The organism is Actinotalea sp. (assembly GCF_035443605.1).
Classification (GTDB): domain Bacteria; phylum Actinomycetota; class Actinomycetes; order Actinomycetales; family Cellulomonadaceae; genus Actinotalea.
This window is the reverse complement of sequence record NZ_DAORSQ010000054.1, coordinates 1-18,682: the sequence shown is the minus strand read 5'-3', so window position 1 is coordinate 18,682 and position 18,682 is coordinate 1. Positions and strand designations below refer to the sequence as shown.

Annotated in this window: 17 protein-coding genes, 1 other RNA gene and 1 pseudogene; 14 read left to right on the top strand and 5 right to left on the bottom strand. The window is 74.1% G+C overall.

What is annotated here, in order from left to right; all coding sequences use genetic code 11:
- Window positions 1-130: pseudogene (locus tag PKY62_RS07750) on the top strand (lipoyl synthase); the annotation flags it as partial.
- Between the two features lie 51 nt (window positions 131-181).
- Window positions 182-919: a DUF4191 domain-containing protein gene (locus tag PKY62_RS07745; protein ID WP_324536131.1), complete on the top strand. Its 738-nt coding sequence runs from the start codon at window positions 182-184 to the stop codon at window positions 917-919.
- 60 nt (window positions 920-979) lie between these two features.
- Here PKY62_RS07745 and PKY62_RS07740 read toward each other — a convergent pair whose 3' ends face one another.
- The gene (locus tag PKY62_RS07740; protein WP_324536130.1) at window positions 980-1,498 is read right to left on the bottom strand and encodes an RDD family protein; all 519 of its coding nucleotides are present in this window, start codon (window positions 1,496-1,498) and stop codon (window positions 980-982) included.
- 147 nt (window positions 1,499-1,645) lie between these two features.
- Between PKY62_RS07740 and glnA (PKY62_RS07735) the strand changes: the two genes are divergently transcribed.
- The 3 genes from glnA (PKY62_RS07735) to PKY62_RS07725 all read left to right on the top strand — a co-directional run bounded on the left by glnA (PKY62_RS07735) (window position 1,646) and on the right by PKY62_RS07725 (window position 5,029).
- Entirely contained in the window at window positions 1,646-3,070 is a 1,425-nt protein-coding gene (glnA, locus tag PKY62_RS07735) for a type I glutamate--ammonia ligase (protein WP_324536129.1), read from the top strand.
- A gap of 183 nt (window positions 3,071-3,253) precedes the next feature.
- Window positions 3,254-4,486 carry a DUF4214 domain-containing protein gene (locus tag PKY62_RS07730; protein WP_324536128.1) on the top strand — a complete coding sequence of 411 codons (1,233 nt, stop codon included), beginning with the start codon at window positions 3,254-3,256 and terminating at the stop codon, window positions 4,484-4,486.
- Window positions 4,487-4,621: 135 nt separating this feature from the next.
- Window positions 4,622-5,029 carry a CoA-binding protein gene (locus PKY62_RS07725; RefSeq protein WP_324536134.1) on the top strand — a complete coding sequence of 136 codons (408 nt, stop codon included), beginning with the start codon at window positions 4,622-4,624 and terminating at the stop codon, window positions 5,027-5,029.
- Here the strand turns inward: PKY62_RS07725 and PKY62_RS07720 are convergent.
- Together PKY62_RS07720 and glnA (PKY62_RS07715) are read right to left on the bottom strand one after the other, a co-directional pair.
- Complete coding sequence (locus PKY62_RS07720; protein ID WP_502875814.1) at window positions 5,020-8,076, bottom strand: bifunctional [glutamine synthetase] adenylyltransferase/[glutamine synthetase]-adenylyl-L-tyrosine phosphorylase; 3,057 nt, start codon at window positions 8,074-8,076, stop codon at window positions 5,020-5,022. The genes PKY62_RS07725 and PKY62_RS07720 overlap by 10 nt on opposite strands.
- Complete coding sequence (glnA, locus tag PKY62_RS07715; RefSeq protein ID WP_324536127.1) at window positions 8,073-9,410, bottom strand: type I glutamate--ammonia ligase; 1,338 nt, start codon at window positions 9,408-9,410, stop codon at window positions 8,073-8,075. The genes PKY62_RS07720 and glnA (PKY62_RS07715) overlap by 4 nt, the downstream gene beginning before the upstream one ends.
- 62 nt (window positions 9,411-9,472) lie before the next feature.
- Between glnA (PKY62_RS07715) and PKY62_RS07710 the strand changes: the two genes are divergently transcribed.
- Genes PKY62_RS07710 through PKY62_RS07700 form a run of 3 tightly spaced genes read left to right on the top strand, consistent with a single transcriptional unit; the run spans window position 9,473 to window position 12,983 of the window.
- On the top strand, window positions 9,473-11,119 hold the full coding sequence (locus PKY62_RS07710; protein WP_324536126.1) for an NAD+ synthase: 1,647 nt from the start codon (window positions 9,473-9,475) through the stop codon (window positions 11,117-11,119).
- Window positions 11,116-11,946: a 3-methyl-2-oxobutanoate hydroxymethyltransferase gene (gene panB / locus PKY62_RS07705; RefSeq protein WP_324536125.1), complete on the top strand. Its 831-nt coding sequence runs from the start codon at window positions 11,116-11,118 to the stop codon at window positions 11,944-11,946. The genes PKY62_RS07710 and panB overlap by 4 nt, the downstream gene beginning before the upstream one ends.
- On the top strand, window positions 11,943-12,983 hold the full coding sequence (locus tag PKY62_RS07700; protein ID WP_324536124.1) for an endonuclease/exonuclease/phosphatase family protein: 1,041 nt from the start codon (window positions 11,943-11,945) through the stop codon (window positions 12,981-12,983). Before panB ends, PKY62_RS07700 begins: the two co-directional genes overlap by 4 nt.
- Before the next feature lie 7 nt (window positions 12,984-12,990).
- Here the strand turns inward: PKY62_RS07700 and PKY62_RS07695 are convergent, their stop codons facing one another.
- Window positions 12,991-13,200 (bottom strand): SPOR domain-containing protein, encoded by a 210-nt coding sequence (locus PKY62_RS07695; protein WP_324536123.1) that lies wholly within the window; start codon window positions 13,198-13,200, stop codon window positions 12,991-12,993.
- Window positions 13,201-13,282: 82 nt separating this feature from the next.
- On the opposite strand from PKY62_RS07695, the gene map reads away from it, so the two are divergent.
- The 4 genes from map (at window position 13,283) to PKY62_RS07675 (ending at window position 16,974) form a co-directional block, all read left to right on the top strand.
- A complete protein-coding gene (gene map, locus PKY62_RS07690) occupies window positions 13,283-14,173 on the top strand; it encodes a type I methionyl aminopeptidase (protein ID WP_324536122.1) in 891 nt (296 codons plus the stop codon).
- Window positions 14,170-14,955, top strand: a complete 786-nt coding sequence (gene ppgK, locus PKY62_RS07685) for a polyphosphate--glucose phosphotransferase (RefSeq protein WP_324536121.1) — start codon at window positions 14,170-14,172, stop codon at window positions 14,953-14,955. The genes map and ppgK overlap by 4 nt, the downstream gene beginning before the upstream one ends.
- A 30-nt stretch (window positions 14,956-14,985) precedes the next feature.
- Window positions 14,986-16,137 carry an MBL fold metallo-hydrolase gene (locus PKY62_RS07680; protein WP_324536120.1) on the top strand — a complete coding sequence of 384 codons (1,152 nt, stop codon included), beginning with the start codon at window positions 14,986-14,988 and terminating at the stop codon, window positions 16,135-16,137.
- Window positions 16,138-16,200: 63 nt separating this feature from the next.
- Entirely contained in the window at window positions 16,201-16,974 is a 774-nt protein-coding gene (locus PKY62_RS07675; protein WP_324536132.1) for a 2,3-bisphosphoglycerate-dependent phosphoglycerate mutase, read from the top strand.
- Window positions 16,975-17,020: 46 nt separating this feature from the next.
- Here PKY62_RS07675 and rnpB read toward each other — a convergent pair.
- Window positions 17,021-17,418, bottom strand: an RNA gene (gene rnpB / locus PKY62_RS07670) — RNase P RNA component class A.
- Window positions 17,419-17,487: 69 nt separating this feature from the next.
- On the opposite strand from rnpB, the gene PKY62_RS07665 reads away from it, so the two are divergent.
- Both PKY62_RS07665 and PKY62_RS07660 read left to right on the top strand, forming a co-directional pair.
- Window positions 17,488-18,255: a YaaA family protein gene (locus PKY62_RS07665; protein WP_324536119.1), complete on the top strand. Its 768-nt coding sequence runs from the start codon at window positions 17,488-17,490 to the stop codon at window positions 18,253-18,255.
- Window positions 18,256-18,461: 206 nt separating this feature from the next.
- Window positions 18,462-18,682: DUF4214 domain-containing protein (locus PKY62_RS07660; protein WP_324536118.1), on the top strand; the 221-nt coding region annotated here is incomplete at its 3' end.

The following is an 18,682-nucleotide window of genomic DNA, read 5'->3' as shown; positions in this document are numbered from 1 at the left end:
GTCCTACCGGGCCGGGCGGCTGTGGGGGCAGGCGATGCACCGCAGCGGGCGCCCCATCCCGGCGCCGCTGGCCCACCTCGCCCAGGAGAGCACCGCCCGCCAGGAGGCGAGCAGCCTGCTCGCTCGCTGACGACGCCGCGCGGCACGGACGGGCCGCGGTCGGCCAGTAGACTCCTGCCTCATGGCACGTCAGAACTCCCCCGCCGCAGCATCCTCCGCCGAGCCGTCCGCGAAGCCGGCCAAGGTGAAGAAGGTCCGCTGGTACCACCAGCTGTGGCAGGCGTACCAGATGACCCGCAAGGTCGACCCGGCCGTCACGTGGTGGCTGCTCGGGTCCTTCCTCGGTGTCCTGGCGATCGCCGTGGTCATCGGGCTGCTGGTGGACCAGCTCGTGTACCTCATCCTCCTGGGCCTCCCCTTCGCCGCCCTGGCCGCCATGTACCTGCTGGCCCGCCGCGCCGAGACCGCCGCCTACCGCCAGATCGAGGGCCAGCCCGGCGCGTCGCTCTCGGCCCTGCGGACCATCCGCCGCGGCTGGGAGTTCCCGGAGGAGCCGGCCGCCGTCGACCCGCGCACCCAGGACCTCGTGTTCCGCGGCATCGGCCGCGCCGGCATCGTGCTCGTCGGCGAGGGCCCCTCCGCGCGGATCGGGCGCCTGCTCGACACCGAGCGCAAGCGCACGGCGCGCGTGCTGCCCAACGTGCCCATCACGCTGCTCCAGGCCGGCAGCGAGGAGGGACAGGTGCCGCTGCGCAAGCTGCCGCGCACCGTCCAGAAGCTCAAGTCGACGCTCACCAAGCAGGAGGTCGCCGAGATCTCCAAGCGGCTGCGTGCGCTCGGCGGGCCCCGGCTGCCTGTGCCCAAGGGCATCGACCCGATGCGCGCCCGCCCCGACCGCAAGGGCATGCGCGGGCGCTGAGTCCCCGGCCGGACGACCGCTGACAGAGGACCCTGGACCGACGACCGCGGACCCGGTCCCTCAGCGCCGGACGATCGCCGTCCGCGCGGCGACGTCGTGCAGGCCGCGCCCCGAGCGGTCCCAGACCACCGCGGGGATGACCAGGCACAGCAGGGCCGTCCGCACCGCGGCGGCGAGCAGACCCGGGGCCGGGCTGCCGGCCGGACCCACCGGCAGCACCCCGGGCGACGGATCGACCGACGGCTCGGGCCGGCGGACCACACGCAGACCCAGCAGCCGATGGCCGAGCGTGTGCCCCAGCAGGCCGACGAGCACGACGGTCGAACCCGCGAAGACGGCGAGCGTCGCCATCGAGTCCCCCGCCAGCAGCGGGAGCACGCCACCGGCGTCCGACGGCCACAGCAGGGCGCTCACGGCGAGGCTCGCCACCCAGTCGACGGCCAGCGCTGCGACGCGCCGGCCGACCCCGGCCCGCACGCCCGCGCCCGCGGCCGCCTGCTCGCCGGACACGCCGTCGGGCACCGGCCGGCCGGGGGTACCCTCCAGCCAGGAGCCGAGGTCCTCACGTCCTGGTGACATCCGCCCAGCCTAACTTTCCGGTCGAGACCCCGCGTCCGGCCGAAACGTAGCGGAAACACGAGGTACACCGAGGGGAAACCCCGGCCCCCTAGCGTCGATGTCGACGACAGACCCGTGCGTACCCGCCCTACCGAGGGAGATCACCGGATGTTCAGTTCCACCGATGAGGTCATGGCCTTCATCAAGGCAGAGGACGTCAAGTTCGTCGACGTCCGGTTCTGCGACCTGCCCGGCGTGATGCAGCACTTCAACGTGCCCGCCGCCACGGTCGACGCGACGTTCTTCAACGAGGGCCAGATGTTCGACGGCTCCTCGATCCGTGGCTTCCAGGCGATCCACGAGTCGGACATGAAGCTGCTGCCCGACATCTCCTCGGCGTACCTCGACCCGTTCCGGACCGAGAAGACGCTCAACGTCAACATGGCGATCGTCGACCCGTACACCGACGAGCCCTACAGCCGCGACCCGCGCCAGATCGTCGCGAAGGCCGAGGCGTACCTCAAGTCCACCGGCATCGCCGACACGGCGTTCTTCGCCCCCGAGGCCGAGTTCTACATCTTCGACGACATCCGCTTCTTCACGAGCCAGTCGGAGAGCTACTACCACATCGACTCCATCGAGGCCGCGTGGAACACGGGGCGCAAGGAGGACGGTGGCAACCTCGGCCACAAGACCCCCTACAAGGGTGGCTACTTCCCCGTCCCCCCGGTCGACCACTTCGCCGACCTGCGCGACCAGATCTGCCTCGAGCTCGACAAGCTGGGCCTCGAGGTCGAGCGGTCCCACCACGAGGTCGGCACCGCCGGCCAGGCGGAGATCAACTACCGCTTCGACACGCTCGCCAAGTCCGCGGACAAGGTGATGCTCTTCAAGTACGTCGTGAAGAACGTCGTCCACGCCGCCGGCCGCACCGCGACCTTCATGCCGAAGCCGATCTTCGGTGACAACGGTTCGGGCATGCACGTGCACCAGTCGATCTGGAAGAACGGCGAGCCGCTGTTCTACGACGAGGCCGGCTACGCGGGCCTTTCCGACATGGCCCGCTGGTACATCGGTGGCCTCCTGCACCACGCACCGTCGCTGCTCGCGTTCACCAACCCGACCGTGAACAGCTACCACCGCCTGGTCCCGGGCTTCGAGGCGCCGGTCAACCTCGTCTACTCGGCCCGCAACCGCTCCGCCTGCATCCGCGTGCCCGTCACGGGGTCCAACCCCAAGGCCAAGCGCATCGAGTTCCGCGTGCCCGACCCGTCGTCCAACCCGTACCTGGCGTTCGCGGCCATGCTCATGGCCGGCCTCGACGGCATCAAGAACAAGATCGAGCCGCCGGAGCCGGTCGACAAGGACCTGTACGAGCTGCCCCCCGAGGAGCACGCCTCGATCCAGCAGGTCCCGGGCTCGCTCGGCGAGGTGCTCGACGCGCTCGAGGCCGACCACGACTACCTCACCGAGGGCAACGTCTTCACGCCCGACCTCATCGAGACGTGGATCGAGTTCAAGCGCGCCAACGAGATCGACCCGATCCGGCTGCGCCCGCACCCGCACGAGTTCGAGCTCTACTACGACTGCTGATCCCACCGGCGCCCTGAGCGCCGCGGGGACGTGATGTGGAAGGTCCGGCACGGGTTCCGTGCCGGACCTTCCACGTCACCGGACGGTACCGAGCGACGGCGAGGCCTTCAGGTGTCACGCTCCGCTGCCGATGGTGAGGGATCAGCTGACCCCCGTCCGTCGCCGTCCCGAGCTCGGAGCCCCATGCACCCGTCGACCCGCGCGCGCCACCGGTCCCTGGGGTGGGCCGCCCTCGCACTCGCTCTCGCCCTGCTCGGAGCGGGCACGGGCTCGGCCCTTGCCGCTGAGCCGCCCCCGGGGCCCACCGCCCCGGCGCCGGCGCCCGACCCGGTCGACGCCTACGCCACCTATCAGCCCCAGTCGACCTGCGACCCGACCGTCAAGCCCGGGGCGCAGTACCTCATGACCCTGCTGCTCGCGCACTACGGGGTCGGCCGCAGCTCGGGGATCACCCGGGCGTGCTCCGTCGGCGGCACGAGCGAGCACAAGGAGGGTCGCGCGCTCGACTGGGCGCTGAGCGTCGACAACCCCGCCGAGAAGGCGGCCGCCGACAGCTTCGTGCTGTGGCTGACGGCGCCCGGACCGGACGGCAAGGTGGGCTACAACGCGCGCCGGCTCGGCGTGATGCACGTCATCTGGAACAGGCAGATCTGGAGCAACTCCAGCGCGAGCGCGGCCTGGCGGCCCTACACGGGCCCCGTCCCCCACACCGACCACGTGCACGTCTCGCTCAGCTGGGCCGGCGCCTATCAGCGCTCCTCGTGGTGGACGGGGGTCGCGCTGCCGACGGCCGCGATCACCCGCTCCTACGTCTCGGCGGTCTACCGGGACCTCTTCGCCCGCGAGCCCGACCCGGCCGGCCTGACCTCCTGGACGCTCGCCCTCACCGCGGGCACCCCCCGGGGTGCCGTCGCGAACTCCATCACCGCGTCGGCTGAGTACCGCAGCGGGCTGATCCGCGGCTCCTACGTCGAGTTCCTCGGCCGCGAGCCCGAGGCAGGTGGCAGCGGCTTCTGGCTCGCGGCGATGAACGAGGGGATGACGATCCAGCGGATGGAAGCCGGCTTCCTGGCCTCCCAGGAGTACTACGACCAGTCGGGAGGGACGGACGACGCCTGGGTGCGGCAGCTGTACCGGCACGTGCTGCAGCGCGAGGCAGCAGACGGCGAGGTCCTCGGCTGGCTCGAGCACCTGGCGGCCGGCCATGACCGAGGCTCCGTCGCCATGGGCTTCCTCCTCTCGACCGAGCGGCTCGCGACGGTCGTCAACGGCTACTACCTGCACCTCCTGGGCCGCGACCTCGACCCGTCGGGGCGACAGTCCTGGGTCGCGGCGATCCAGGCCGGGACGCGCACGGAGGCCATCATCGGCGGCATCGTCGCGAGCGAGGAGTACTACGTCAGGGCCCAGCGCTGACCCCCTGAGCCCCGCTCCCCCTCCCCACCCGGCGTCCTGCGGTTCCCGGTCGCCACTCGACCGAGAGACGCACGAGTCCGCGGCGGGCAGCGGCGGGGGGCGCGCCTGTGGTTCGCTGGACCCGTGAGCACCGCGATGCCCCCTGTCGAACGCCTGCTGCGCACCCCCGGCCGGTGGGCCGTCGTCGGGCTGTCGACCAACACCGCGCGCGCCGCCTACGGGGTGGCCGCCTACCTGCAGGACCTCGGCCACGAGATCGTCCCCGTGCACCCGTCCGCCGCCACCGTGCACGGCGCGCCGGGCCACCGGACGCTCGCGCAGGTGCCCGGGCGCATCGACGTGGTCGATGTGTTCGTCAACTCCTCGCTCGCCGGCGCGGTGATCGACGAGGCGGTCGCGCTCGGCGTCCCCGCCATCTGGCTCCAGCTGGGGGTGCACGACGGCGCCGCGGAGGCGCGCGCCCGGGCGGCCGGTGTGACACTGGTCACCAGCGCGTGCCCCGCGATCGAGGGCCGGCGGCTGGGCCTGCGCCCTCAGGCGTAGAAGACACGCTCCACGACCGCGCGGGCACGCCGCCCGGACCGCAGGTAGGCCTCCTCGAGCTCACCGGCTGAGCCCGGCGGCAGGCCGACGAGACGGGCGAGACCCGCGAGCGCGATGCGGTCGTGGGGCAGCACGTCCGCCCCCGCGCCGCCCACCCGTCCGGTCCAGAGCACCAGCGCGTCCCTCAGCCGCGAGGCCAGCACCCATGCCTCGCGCAGGGTCTCCTCGTCCGCCTCGTCGAGCAGGCCGGCGTCGCGGGCCGCCGCGAGCGCGCCCAGGGTGGACGTGGTCCGCAGGCCCTCGACCTCGAAGCCGTGCTGGAGCTGGAGCAGCTGGGCGGTCCACTCCACGTCGGACAGCCCGCCCCGACCCAGCTTGAGGTGCCGGGACGGGTCGACGCCGCGCGGCAGCCGCTCGGCCTCCATCCGCGCCTTGAGCCGGCGCACCTCGCGGACCACGTGCGCCTCGGCGCCGCCGGCCGGGTAGCGCAGCGGGTCGACGAGTGCGACGAACCGCGCGCCCAGCCCCGCGTCGCCCGCGACCGGTCGCGCCCGCAGCAGCGCCTGGCTCTCCCACGGCGCCGACCACCTCTGGTAGTACTCGCCGTACGACGCCAGGGTGCGGACCAGCGGGCCGTTGCGGCCCTCGGGGCGCAGATCGGCATCGACCTCGAGCGACGGCTCGGAGCCGACGTCGCCCAGCAGCGAGCGCACGCGGGCTGCGATCGCTACGGCCTGCGCCTGGGCCACGGCCTCGTCGACACCCGGCAGCGGCTCGTGCACGAAGAGCACGTCCGCGTCGGAGCCGTAGCCGAGCTCGCGCCCGCCCAACCGGCCCATCGCGACGACGGACATCCGTGTCAGCGTGCCGTGGACGCCGTGCCGCGCCTCGTACTCAGCGATCCGCAGCCCACCGGCCAGCAGCACCTCCGCAGCGGCGGTCAGCGATCCGGAGGCCGCCGTGACGGTGCTCGTGCCGAGCACCTCGGCGACCGCCGTGCGCGCCGTCTCGCGGCGGCGCAGCGCGCGCAGCACCGTGGCGGCCAGGACGGCGTCGTCGCGCCGGGTCAGCAGGGCGTCGGCCTCGACGTCGAGCCGGGCGCGATCGCGCGGGACGAGCTCGTCGTCGTCGTCGAGCCAGGTCACGGACTCGGTGGAGCGGGCCAGCGCGTCGGCGACGTACCGCGAGGTCGAGAGCAGCTGGGCCAGCCGCCGTGCGGCCACCCCCGAGTCGCGGAGCAGCTTGAGGTACCAGTGCGTCGCGCCGAGCTCGTCCGAGAGCCGCCGGAAGGCCAGCAGGCCGGCGTCCGGGTCGGTGCCCTCGGCGAACCAGCCCAGCAGCACCGGCAGCAGCTGACGCTGGATCGCGGCCCGGCGGCTGACCCCCTCGGTGAGCGCCACGATGTGCCGCATCGACCCGGCCGGGTCGCGGTAGCCGATGGCCGCCAGTCGCGCCCGCGCGGCCTCCGGCGCCAGCGCGACCTCCTCGCGCGACAGGCTCGCGGTGGCCGGCAGCAGCGGCCGGTAGAAGAGCTCCTCGTGCAGGTGGCGGACGTCACGGCGCACGGTGCGCCAGCGCTCGGTGACCTCCTGTGCCGTGCCCGGCCGCAGGCCGGAGGAGCGCGCGAGGCGCCGCAGCTCCGGCTCGGTGGTGGGCATGAGGTGCGTGCGGAGCAGCCGGTGGAGCTGGATCCGGTGCTCGAGCACGCGCAGCAGCCGATAGCACACGGCCAGCCGCCCGGCGTGGTCCCGACCGACGTAGCCGCCGGCGGCGAGCGCGGCCAGCGCGGTCAGCGTGTTCGGGCTGCGGATCGACTCGTCCGAGCGACCGTGCACCAGCTGGAGCAGCTGGACGGTGAACTCGACGTCGCGCAGCCCGCCGACGCCGAGCTTGAGCTGGCGCCCCGCCTCGGCCGCGGGGACGTGCTCCTCGACGCGGCGACGCATCGCCTGGGAGTCCTCGACGAAGTTCTCCCGCTCGACGGCCGTCCAGACCATCGGCGAGAGCGCGTCGAGGTACGCGGCCCCGACCGCGTGGTCGCCGGCGACGACGCGGGCCTTGAGCAGCGCCTGGAACTCCCAGGTCTTGGCCCAGCGCTCGTAGTACGAGACGTGGCTCGCCACGGTGCGCACGAGCGGGCCGCTCTTGCCCTCGGGGCGCAACGCTGCGTCGACCGGCCAGAGCGCCGGCTCGCCCGACGTCGCGGAGCACGCCCTGGCCATGCCCGTGGCCAGGCGCGTGGCGCACGCCAGCGCGGCCTGCTCCTCGACGCCGTCCGCCGGCTCGGCGACGTAGATGACGTCGACGTCGCTGACGTAGTTGAGCTCTCGGCCGCCGCACTTGCCCATCCCGAGCACCGCCATGCGGACCCCGAGACCGTGGTCCACCTGGTCGGCTCGGGCCAGGGCGAGGCCCGACTCGAGCGCGGCCGCGGCGAGGTCCGCCAGCGCGGCCCCGACGGCGGGCAGCAGCGACAGCGGCTCGTCGGAGTCGAGGTCCACCGCGGCGACCCGCAGCAGCCGGCGCCGGTAGGCGCGCCGCATCGCGTCGATGCCGTCCGCACCGGTGACGGTCGCGACCGGTGCCGTCGCCGCCGCATCCGCGCCCACGGCGGCGAGCAGCTCGCCGCGCACGGTCCTGGCGTCCGCGCCGATCGGCGACGGCTCGGCCAGGGCGGCGAGGTCCTCGGGGTGGCGGCACAGGTGGTCGGCGAGGGCCGTCGAGGCACCGAGCACGGCGAGCAGCCGGTCGCGGGGCTCGCCGGCCGCCAGGGCAGCGCGGGTGAGCACGTCGGCGTGCGGCGTGCCGATGACGGCCGTCGCGAGCCGGCTGAGGGCCGCCAGCGCGTCGTCCGGCGCCGCGACCGCGCCCAGCGCGGCGAGCAGCGGGGCGGACTCCGCGAACGGCCCCAGCAGCGCGAACAGGTCGCGGTCCGCGAGGACGTCGATGGAGCGCTCGGCATCGGTGAAGCCCAGCCGGGTCAGGGTGGACCGCAGGGTCGTGGCCCGGCGTGCCCTCGCGTCCGGCGCCCCCGACTCGCTGCTCACAGGACCGGCAGGTACCGCTTCAGCTCGAACGGCGTGACCTGCGAGCGGTACGCGGCCCACTCCGCACGCTTGTTGCGCAGGACGAAGTCGAACACGTGCTCACCGAGGGTCTCGGCGACGAGCTCTGACCGCTCCATGATCTCGATGGCCTGCTCGAGCGAGGACGGGAGCGGCTGGATGCCCAGCGAGCGGCGCTCGGCGTCGGTGAGCTCCCAGACGTCGTCCTCGGCGCCGTCCGGCAGCTCGTAGCCCTCCTCGATGCCCTTGAGGCCGGCGGCCAGCAGCAGCGCGTACGCGAGGTACGGGTTGGTGGCGGAGTCGACCCCGCGGTACTCGACCCGGCTGGAGTTGCCCTTGCCCGGCTTGTACATCGGCACGCGCACGAGGGCCGAGCGGTTGTTGTGCCCCCAGCAGACGTACGACGGCGCCTCGGCCCCGCCCCACAGCCGCTTGTAGGAGTTGACGTACTGGTTGGTGATCGCCGTGATCTCCGCGGCGTGCCGCAGCAGGCCCGCGATGAACTGGCGCGCCGTGGTGGACAGCTCCATGGGGGCGCCGGGCTCGTAGAACGCGTTGCGGTCGCCCTCGAAGAGCGACAGGTGGGTGTGCATGCCCGAGCCGGGGTGCTCCGCGAGCGGCTTGGGCATGAAGGACGCGAACAGCCCCTGCTCCAGCGCCACCTCCTTGACCACCGTGCGGAAGGTCATGATGTTGTCCGCCGTCGTCAGGGCGTCGGCGTAGCGCAGGTCGATCTCGTTCTGGCCCGGGCCGGCCTCGTGGTGGGAGAACTCGACCGAGATGCCCATCGACTCGAGCATGGTGATCGCCGCACGGCGGAAGTCGTGACCCGTGCCGCGCGGCACGTGGTCGAAGTAGCCGCCGGCGTCGACGGGGACCAGCGGCAGGTCCGGCTCGGCCGGGGACTCGAAGAGGTAGAACTCGACCTCGGGGTGCGTGTAGAAGGTGAAGCCCTTCTCGCTCGCCCGCTCCAGGGCGCGCTTGAGCACGTGCCGGGAGTCGGCGAGGGACGGCTGGCCGTCCGGCGTGAGGATGTCGCAGAACATCCGGGCCGTGCCGTGCCGGTCCCCGCGCCACGGCAGCACCTGGAAGGTCGACGGGTCGGGCTGGGCGAGCATGTCCGCCTCGTAGACCCGGGTCAGCCCCTCGATGGCGCTGCCGTCGAAGCCGATGCCCTCGGAGAAGGCCGACTCGAGCTCTGCCGGGGCGATCGCCACCGACTTGAGCATCCCGAGCACGTCGGTAAACCACAGCCGGATGAAGCGGATGTCCCGCTCCTCGACCGTGCGGAGAACGAAGTCCTGCTGCCTGTCCATGGGCCCATCCTGCCCCACGCGGGCGAGGGCCCCGCACACGCCCCGCCGCTAGGGTGGGCGCCATGCCGCTGAGGATCGCGCTGGCCCAGATCGACACCTGCGTGGGTGACCTGGCCGGCAACGCCACCACCGTCCTGGCGTGGTGCGCCGCCGCCGCCGAGCAGGGCGCGGCCGTCGTCGCGTTCCCCGAGATGACGGTCACTGGCTACCCCATCGAGGACCTGGCCCTGCGCGACTCGTTCGCCCGCGCGGCGGACAGCACCGTCGAGCACGTCGCGGCGACGCTGGTCGAACGCGGGCTGGGCGAGCTCGTCGTGCTGCTGGGCACCCTGGGCCGCAGCGCGACCGGCCGCGCGACCAACCGCGCGGTCGTCGTGCACCGCGGCGGCGTGGTCGCGACCTACGACAAGCACCACCTGCCCAACTACGGCGTCTTCGACGAGTTCCGGATCTTCAGCCCGGGCCAGGACCAGTGCGTCGTCGAGGTCGATGGCCGTCGGCTGGGCCTCGTCATCTGCGAGGACATCTGGCAGGACGGCGGGCCCGTCAGCCTCATGGACGAGGCCGGGATCGACCTGCTCGTGGTGCTCAACGGCTCGCCGTACGAGGAGGGCAAGGGCCACGTGCGCGCTGAGCTCGCGGCGCGCCGGGCCCGCGAGGTGGGCGCCCCGGTGGTCTACGTCAACATGGTCGGCGGCCAGGACGACCTCGTGTTCGACGGCGGCTCGTTCGTCGTGGGCGCCGACGGCACCGCGCTGGCCGGCGCCCCGCAGTTCGTCGAGCACCTGCTCGTCTGGGACCTGCCCGACGACGGCGTCGCCGCGTCGCCCGGCGTGCTCGCCCCCGCGATGGACCCGGACGCCGAGGTCTACGCGGCCCTGGTCACCGGCCTGCGCGGCTACGCGACGAAGAACGGCTTCACCTCGGTGGTGCTCGGCCTGTCCGGCGGGATCGACTCGGCCCTCGTGGCCGCGATCTCGGCCGACGCGCTCGGCGGGACCAGCGTCGTCGGCGTGTCGATGCCGTCGCGGCACTCGTCGGACCACTCGCGCGACGACGCCGCGGACCTCGCGCGGCGGATCGGCGCGGACTACCGGGTCCAGCCGATCGGCCCGATGGTCGACGCGTTCGAGGGCGAGATGGACCTGCCGGGGATCGCCGGGGAGAACCTCCAGGCGCGCGTGCGCGGCGTCATCCTCATGGGGATCTCCAACGTCGAGGGCCACCTCGTGCTCGCCACCGGCAACAAGTCCGAGCTCGCCGTGGGCTACTCGACCATCTACGGCGACGCCGTCGGCGGGTTCGCCCCCATCAAGGACGTCGACAAGTCGCGCGTCTGGGCGCTCGCGCGGTGGCGCAACCAGGCGGCGCTGGACGCCGGCGAGGTGCCGCCCATCCCCGAGGCATCGATCACCAAGCCGCCGTCCGCCGAGCTGCGGCCCGGGCAGGTGGACACCGACTCGCTGCCGGAGTACCACCTGCTCGACGTGGTGCTCGACGCCTACGTCGAGCACGCCGAGGGCCGCGAGGAGCTGCTCGCCCGCGGCTTCGACGCCGCGGTGGTCGACAAGGTCCTGGCGCTGGTGGACCGCGCCGAGTGGAAGCGGCGCCAGTACCCGCCGGGAACCAAGGTCTCCGCGCTCGCCTTCGGGCGGGACCGTAGGCTTCCCGTGACGAGCCGGTGGCGTGAGCCGAAGGGGACGACATGACCAGCACCACCCCACCCGCAGCGACGCCCAAGCGCGTGCGGGTGCACCACCTGCGCGAGGCCAAGGAGCGCGGCGAGCGGATCACGATGCTCACGGCCTACGACGCCCTCACGGCGCAGATCTTCGACGAGGTGGGCACCGACGTGCTGCTCGTGGGCGACTCGCTGGCCAACACGTTCTACGGCCACCGCGACACGCTGCCCATCACGCTCGACGAGATGATCCACCACGCCAGGGCCGTCGCCGGTGCCGTCCACCGTGCGCTCGTGGTGGCGGACCTGCCGTTCGGCTCCTACGAGGCGTCGCCGCTCATCGCGCACGCGTCGTCGGTGCGCATGCTCAAGGAGTCCGGCGCGCACGCCGTGAAGTTCGAGGGCGGCCGGCGGGTGGCCGAGCACGTCCACCTGCTGACCTCGACGGGCATCCCCGTCATGGGCCACCTCGGCTTCACCCCGCAGTCGGAGAACGTGCTCGGCGGCAAGCGCGTCCAGGGTCGCGGCGAGGAGGCCGCCGAGGCGTTGTGCGCCGACGCGCTCGCGCTGCAGGAGGCCGGCGCCTTCGCGATCGTGCTCGAGATGGTCCCCGCCCCGCTCGCGGCCCGGGTCACCGAGATCCTCGCCGTGCCGACCATCGGCATCGGCGCGGGCCCGCACTGCGACGGGCAGGTGCTCGTCTGGCCGGACATGGCCGGGCTGGGCGACTGGTCGCCGCGGTTCGCCAAGCGCTACGGCCAGCTGCGCACCGCGCTCATCGACGCCGCGAGCGCCTACAACGACGAGGTGCGATCCGGGGAGTTCCCCGGACCAGAGCACAGCTTCGCGGAGTGAGCCCCCGGGTCGTCGGCCGTCCCGGCGGCGCTGTGTCGACCCTGGCCCTGCTCGTCTGCGGGCTCGTCCTCGCGCTCCTCCTCGTCGCCCTGAGCGCCCCCCGGCTGCTCGGCGTGCACGGGTGGTCGGTGGTCGCCCACCTCGTGGCCCTGCGGGGGCTCGTGGCGGTGGGCCTGCTCACGGTGGCGGTCGTGCTCGTCGCGGGACCGTGGCGACGACACCTCGCGATCCCCGCAGCGGTGCTCGTGCTCGCGGCCGGCGTCCAGGTGGCCGTCCTGGCCGACCGCGGCCTCACCGGCGCCGAGCCGGCAGCGCTCACGGCGGCGCAGCGGCCCGAGGGGTCCGTCGTGGTGCTCGTCGCGAACACCCAGGGCGGCGTCTCGGCCCGCGACCTCGCCGGGCTCGTGGCCGAGCGCGGGGCCGACGTCGTGGCGCTGCCGGAGACCTGGCCGGAGACGGCAGCGGAGGTCGTGCGGCTCGCCACGGCGGACGGCCGGGACCTGCAGGCCCTGGGGCGGGTGGCCGCGGGCGCCGACGTGACGGGTGCGACGGCCCTGCTCGTGGACCGGAGCCTCGGCGAGTACCGCTGGGCGGCCGACCTGCCGACGCTGCGCGCGGGCTTCACCGCCGTGCCCACCACCGGCGGCGGGCCCGCGATCACGGCGGTGCACACGGTCGCGCCCGTGCCGGGCTGGATGTCGGCCTGGCGCACCGAGGGGCCCGCGGTGGTGGCCGGCTGCGGCGCGAGCCCTGGCGCGATCGTCGCCGGGGACCTCAACAGCTCGCTGGACCACCCGGCGTTCGACGCGCTGGGCGCCTCCGGCTGCGTGGACGCCGCCCAGGTCGCCGGCGCCGCCGGGCTCGGCACCTGGCCGGCAACGCTGCCCCGCGTGCTGGGCACGCCCATCGACCACGTCCTCGCCGACCCAGAGGCGTGGGCCGTGCTGCGGGTCGCCGTGCTCGACCCGCCGGCCGGGACGGACCACCGGGTGCTCGAGGTGGTCCTGGTCCCGGCGGGGTCGGGGGACGCGGGCTGAGGCTCGCTCAGTCCTCGCCGCGCCACGCGCGGTCCGCCTCGTCCCACTCCGCGCTGCGGCCCTGCGCGAGGTCCAGCGCGCGCGCGGCCGCCTCCCGCGTCGGGTAGGGCCCCATCCGGGTGGTCCACGGGCTCTGCCGCCCGCGTTCGACCTGCCGGGTGGCGGGGTTGAACCAGAACTGCTCCGCGGCGTCGTCGTGCCCGGCCGGCTCGTCCATCGTCACTCCTCGTCCCGATCGGCAGCGCACCGGCGCCGTGCCGGTCGCCGTCGTCACCCCCGTGCTCCGTACACTGCCAGTCATGCCGACGTCGCGCGCCCCGCTGGGCACCCTGGTGCCCGGACACCTCAGCCCCGTCCGCACCGTCCCGGCGTCCGTCGAGCGTCCCGAGTACGTGGGCAAGGACCGCGAGCTGCCGTTCACCGGCTCGGAGGTCAAGAGCGCCGAGGCGATCGAGCGCATCCGCACGGCGTCGCGGATCGCGGCCCAGGGGCTCGCCGAGGTGGGCCGCGCGGTGGCCCCGGGCGTGACGACCGACGAGCTGGACCGGATCGGGCACGAGTTCCTGTGCGACCACGGCGCCTACCCCTCGACCCTGCGCTACCAGCCGCACCCGCGCCAGGCACCGTTCCTCAAGTCCCTGTGCACCTCGGTGAACGAGGTCATCTGCCACGGCGTCCCCGACTCGACGGTCCTGCGCGACGGTGACATCGTCAACGTCGACCTCACGGCCTACATCGAGCAGATGCACGGCGACACCAACGCGACGTTCCTCGTCGGGGACGTCGACGAGGAGTCGCGGCTGCTCGTCGAGCGCACGCACGAGGCGATGATGCGCGGCATCAGGGCCGTCATGCCCGGCCGCGAGATCAACGTCATCGGCCGCGTCATCGAGAAGTTCGCCACGCGCTTCGGGTACGGCGTGGTGCGCGACTTCACGGGGCACGGGGTCGGCGAGACGTTCCACTCGGGCCTCGTGGTGCCGCACTACGACGCGGCGCCGCACCACGACACCGTCATCGAGGCGGGGATGGTCTTCACCATCGAGCCGATGCTCAACCTCGGCACCCCGGACTGGACGATGTGGGACGACGGCTGGACCGTCGTCACCGCCGATCGTCGCCGCAGCGCGCAGTTCGAGCACACCCTCGTCGTGACCGAGACCGGAGCGGAGATCCTGACCCTGCCATGACCACCACCGCGCACGCCCCCCACCACCCCACGGCCGCCTTCGGCATCGACATCGGCGGCAGCGGCATCAAGGGTGCCCCCGTCGACCTGCGGACGGGGGCGTTCAGCAGCGACCGCGTGCGCATCCCGACCCCGCAGCCGTCCACCCCGCGGGCCGTCGCCGCGACGGTCGCCGAGCTCGTCGACTCGTTCGACCTGCCGCACGACCTCCCGGTCGGCGTCACCTTCCCTGCCGTCATCCAGCACGGCGTGGCCCGCAGCGCAGCCAACGTCGACGACTCGTGGATCGGCACGGACGTCGCTGCCGTCGTCGCGCAGGCAACGGGTCGGCACGTGCTGGCGGTCAACGACGCCGACGCGGCCGGCTACGCCGAGACGCTGTACGGCGCCGCGCGTGGGGTCGCGGGGGTGGTGCTCGTCGTGACCCTCGGCACCGGGATCGGCTCGTGCCTCGTGGTCGACGGCGTGCTGGTGCCCAACACGGAGCTCGGTCACCTCCAGGTCGACGGGCACGACGCCGAGAGCCGCGCGGCGGACAGCGCGCGCGAGCGCGACGCGCTGTCCTGGGAGCGCTGGGCCGAGCGCCTGCAGACGTACTTCCGGGTCGTCGAGGACCTCTTCTGGCCCGACCTCATCGTCGTGGGCGGCGGCGTGAGCAAGAAGCACGAGAAGTTCCTCCCGCTGCTCGACCTGCGCACGCCGATCGTCCCTGCCGAGCTGCGCAACGCGGCCGGGATCGTCGGGGCCGCCGCGCTGGCCGCCCGGGGCACGGTCCTGGACTGACGCGGACACGTCGGCGCGGACGGGACAGGCATGCCGGGCTGGGTCTGGGCCGTGCTGGCGGGTGTCGCGCTGCTCGTCGTCGTCGACCGGCTCGTCGCCCGCTTCGGCCGGTCGGACCGCGGGGTGCGGCGCCGCACCCCGCGGCCGACCTCGGGCGGTGGTGCCGGAGCGTTCGGTGAGCTGGTCGCGGGACTGGCACCCAGCGTGCGCCACCTGCACGAGGAGTCCGAGCGGCAGCGCCACGACCTGGTCCAGCCCGGCGACGCCGACCCCGAGTGGGAGCTCGACCTGGAGACCGGCGTGGTCCTGCGCCGGGCCCCGGCGTCCGACACCCACGCCGAAGCCCCGGCGGGCGGGACCGCCGGGCCTTCCGTGGGGACGGCTGGTCCTTCGGCCGGCACCGCCCCGAGGCCGCACGCGTGCCGCCTGGTCCGCGTGGCGCCCGGGGTGTGGACCGCGACCGCAGGGACCTGGTCCTCGGTGACGACGCTCGTCGTGGCAGACGACGGCACGTGCCTCGTCGTCGACCCCAATGTCACGCCCGCCGAGCTGACGGGGCTCGCCGCGGAGGTGGCGGCGCACGGCTGGCGGGTCGTGGCCGGCTTCGCCACCCACCCGCACTGGGACCACGTGCTCTGGAGCACCGCCCTCGGGGACGTCCCGCGCTGGGCGACCGCACGTGCCGTCGAGGTGGCAGCGCGGACCCACGAGGCACTGGTCGCCGACGCGGACGCCGTCGCGCCGGGGCACGACCACGCGCTCACGGGCCGGCTGACGCCCGTCGACGCGGGCGACCTGCCCTGGGACGGGCCCCGCGCCGTCGTCGTGCCCTACCCGGGACACTGCGCCGGCAGCGCCGCACTGCTGCTGCCGGGCGCCGGCGTGCTGCTCGCGGGGGACGCGCTGTCCGACCGGGAGATCCCGCTGCTGGCGGACCCCGCAGAGGCCGACCACCCGCTGGGCGACTACCGCAGCGGCCTCGACGTCCTCGCCGCCGCGTGTGCGGACGTGCGCGTCCTCGTACCCGGGCACGGCACGGTCTGCGACGCCTCGGGGCTGCGGGCGCGGCTCGTGGCCGACCGCGCCTACCTCGACGCACTGGCCTCCGGGACCCACCCGGACGACCCGCGCCTCGCGGACCCCGAGCAGGCCGAGGCGCATCATGCCCAGCGAGGGCGCTGAAGGTCCCCGCGGCGCGTCCGGACGCGTGGCAGGCTGGACGGGCGGGGAAGGGCGGTGGGCGTCATGGCGGGCTCGGGCAGCCTCGTCCTGCTGCGCCACGGCGAGTCCACCGCCAACGCCGCGGGGACGTTCACCGGCTCGCGCGACGTGGACCTGTCGGAGCGCGGCCTCGAGCAGTCCCGCCGCGCTGCGGAGGCCCTCGTCGACGCCGGGCTCCTCCCCGACCTCGTGCTCACCTCGCGCATGCTCCGGGCCAGGCGCACCGCGTCGGCGATGCTGCCCGTCCTGGCCCGGGAGCGTCCCGCACCGCCGGTGGTCGAGACCTGGCGCCTCAACGAGCGCGACTACGGCCTGCTCATGGGCATGCCCAAGACGGAGGTCAGGGCGCGGTTCGGGCCCGAGGTGTACTTCGACTGGCGGCGCACGCGGCACGGTCGGCCGCCCGGGCTCGCGCCGGACCAGCGCGCCGGGCTCGGCCTGGTCCACGTCGACGAGGACCCGACCGACCCGCAGACCGCCGGCCTGCCCGGCAGCGGTGAGTCGCTGGACGACGTCGTGCGCCGCGTGCGCCCGCTGTGGCCGGGCCGTCTGCTGCCCGAGCTGCGGCACGGTGCCACCGTGCTGGTCATCGGGCACGGCAACTCGCTGCGCGCGCTGTGCGCCGTGGTGGACGACCTCGACGACGCCGAGCTCGAGGACCTCAACCTTCCGACGGCGCAGCCGATCGTCTACCGGGTCGACGCCGAGGGTAGGGCGACCCCGCGCGGCGGGGGCTACCTCGACCCGGACACAGCGTGGCTCGAGGCGATCCGGATCGCCATCGAGGGTGGCACCTGAGCCGCAGCGTCGCCCGGGTGCCGGTGTGCCGGGTGCCGGGTGAGGGCGGATGAGTCGGCCGGTACGCCGGGTTCTGTCCCCGCGCGCGGTTGCCCCCGCGCGGGTGGCGGCCATCCCTCTACGACGTACGTTGCCGCACGCCTCCAGCGACCTACCCGGGAGCTCGGGCGAGCAGCCCTCGAACGCTCCCTGTCTGGTCTTGCTCCAGGTGGGGTTTACCGAGCCGCACCGGTCGCCCGGTGCGCTGGTGGTCTCTTACACCACCGTTTCACCCTTACCGCGCCGTCCCGGACCAGGTCCGGACCGTCGCGGCGGTCTGTTCTCTGTGGCACTGTCCCGCGGGTCACCCCGGGTGGGTGTTACCCACCACCTTGCTCTACGGAGCCCGGACGTTCCTCGGCGGGTGTGGTTGCCCACCCCCGACGCGACCGCCTGGCCGACTCATCCGTTCGACCAGGGTAGTCCCCCTGGCCGACGGCCGCGGCGCGGGCACCGTCGCCCTAGAGTCGGGGCGTGCTCCTGCTGCTGCCGCCCTCCGAGGGCAAGACGGCACCCACCTCCGGTGGACCGCTCGACCTGGCGGTGCTGAGCCATCCAGGGCTGACCGCGAGCCGCCGGACCGTGCTCGATGCGCTGGTCCGCGCCAGCGCCCGGCCCGACGCCGCGGCCGTGCTCGGGGTCGGCGCCCGGGCCGCCGGCGACGTCAGCCGCAACCTCGCTCTGCTCCGCTCCCCCACTGCCGAGGCGCGCTCGGTCTACACCGGGGTGCTCTACGCCGCGGCCGGGTTCGCCGACCTGCACGGCACGGCCCTGCGCCGGGCGCAGCGCTCGGTGCGGACCGTCTCGGCCCTGTGGGGCGTGCTCGCGCCGCGCGACCGTGTGCCGGCCTACCGGTTGTCCATGGGCACGGACCTGCCCGGCGTCGGCCCGCTCGCCGCGTACTGGCGACGGCCGCTGGCGGCGGAGCTCGACACGGTGGCAGACGGCGGCCTCGTGGTCGACTGCCGCTCCGCCGCCTACCAGGCGGCCTGGACGCCCCCCGTCGGCGCCCACCGGGTCGCCGTGCGGGTGATGCGGGAGCGCGACGGGCGGCGGACCGTCGTCTCGCACGAGGCCAAGCACACCCGAGGCCTGCTCACCGGGCACCTGCTGCACCGCGACGAGCAGCTCCCGGCGACGGTGGGCGCCCTGGCGTCCGCCGCCGCCGAGCTGCCAGGGCTGAGCGTCGAGGTGACCGCCGAGCGCGGCACGAGCGTGCTCTGGCTCGTCACCCGCGCCTGAGGGGGCGGGTTCTCCGACCGGGTGCGCTCGGGCGGGACGCCGTGCCCCCGGCCGCACAGGTGCATGGCGCGGGCGACGGAGTGACGAACCGACGCTCGCTGGCACCGGGTCCCCCGTGGCGGTGCGGTGCACGCCACGAAACAGCGCACGCCCGCAGGCTCTGTGTCCTAGATTCGGGGGCAGCCAGGACTCACAGGGGGTTTCACGTGCGGATCGTCCGCCCGGCCATCACGCTCGTCGTCGGTGGTCTTCTGCTCGCCGTTGCGCCCGGGCCGGCCATGGCCGCGCCCGATCCGGCGATCGAGAACTACGTGATCTCGGTCTATGACGACCTCTTCGGGCGAGCGCCGGACCCGGGTGGGCTCACGACCTGGACGACGGCTCTGGCCGCCGGCCGAGCCCGGGCCGCGGTAGCCGACGCGATCTC

Bases quoted from the DNA above. Each gene is read 5' to 3' on its own strand.
- PKY62_RS07725 (WP_324536134.1), top strand. From the start codon at position 4,622: ATGCCCCCTGTCGAACGCCTGCTGCGCACCCCCGGCCGGTGGGCCGTC.
- PKY62_RS07680 (WP_324536120.1), top strand. From the start codon at position 14,986: ATGCCGGGCTGGGTCTGGGCCGTGCTGGCGGGTGTCGCGCTGCTCGTC.
- glnA (WP_324536127.1), bottom strand. From the start codon at position 9,410: ATGGACAGGCAGCAGGACTTCGTTCTCCGCACGGTCGAGGAGCGGGAC.
- PKY62_RS07740 (WP_324536130.1), bottom strand. From the start codon at position 1,498: ATGTCACCAGGACGTGAGGACCTCGGCTCCTGGCTGGAGGGTACCCCC.
- PKY62_RS07745 (WP_324536131.1), top strand. From the start codon at position 182: ATGGCACGTCAGAACTCCCCCGCCGCAGCATCCTCCGCCGAGCCGTCC.
- glnA (WP_324536129.1), top strand. From the start codon at position 1,646: ATGTTCAGTTCCACCGATGAGGTCATGGCCTTCATCAAGGCAGAGGAC.
- panB (WP_324536125.1), top strand. From the start codon at position 11,116: ATGACCAGCACCACCCCACCCGCAGCGACGCCCAAGCGCGTGCGGGTG.
- PKY62_RS07695 (WP_324536123.1), bottom strand. From the start codon at position 13,200: ATGGACGAGCCGGCCGGGCACGACGACGCCGCGGAGCAGTTCTGGTTC.
- map (WP_324536122.1), top strand. From the start codon at position 13,283: ATGCCGACGTCGCGCGCCCCGCTGGGCACCCTGGTGCCCGGACACCTC.
- PKY62_RS07675 (WP_324536132.1), top strand. From the start codon at position 16,201: ATGGCGGGCTCGGGCAGCCTCGTCCTGCTGCGCCACGGCGAGTCCACC.
- PKY62_RS07710 (WP_324536126.1), top strand. From the start codon at position 9,473: ATGCCGCTGAGGATCGCGCTGGCCCAGATCGACACCTGCGTGGGTGAC.
- ppgK (WP_324536121.1), top strand. From the start codon at position 14,170: ATGACCACCACCGCGCACGCCCCCCACCACCCCACGGCCGCCTTCGGC.
- PKY62_RS07730 (WP_324536128.1), top strand. From the start codon at position 3,254: ATGCACCCGTCGACCCGCGCGCGCCACCGGTCCCTGGGGTGGGCCGCC.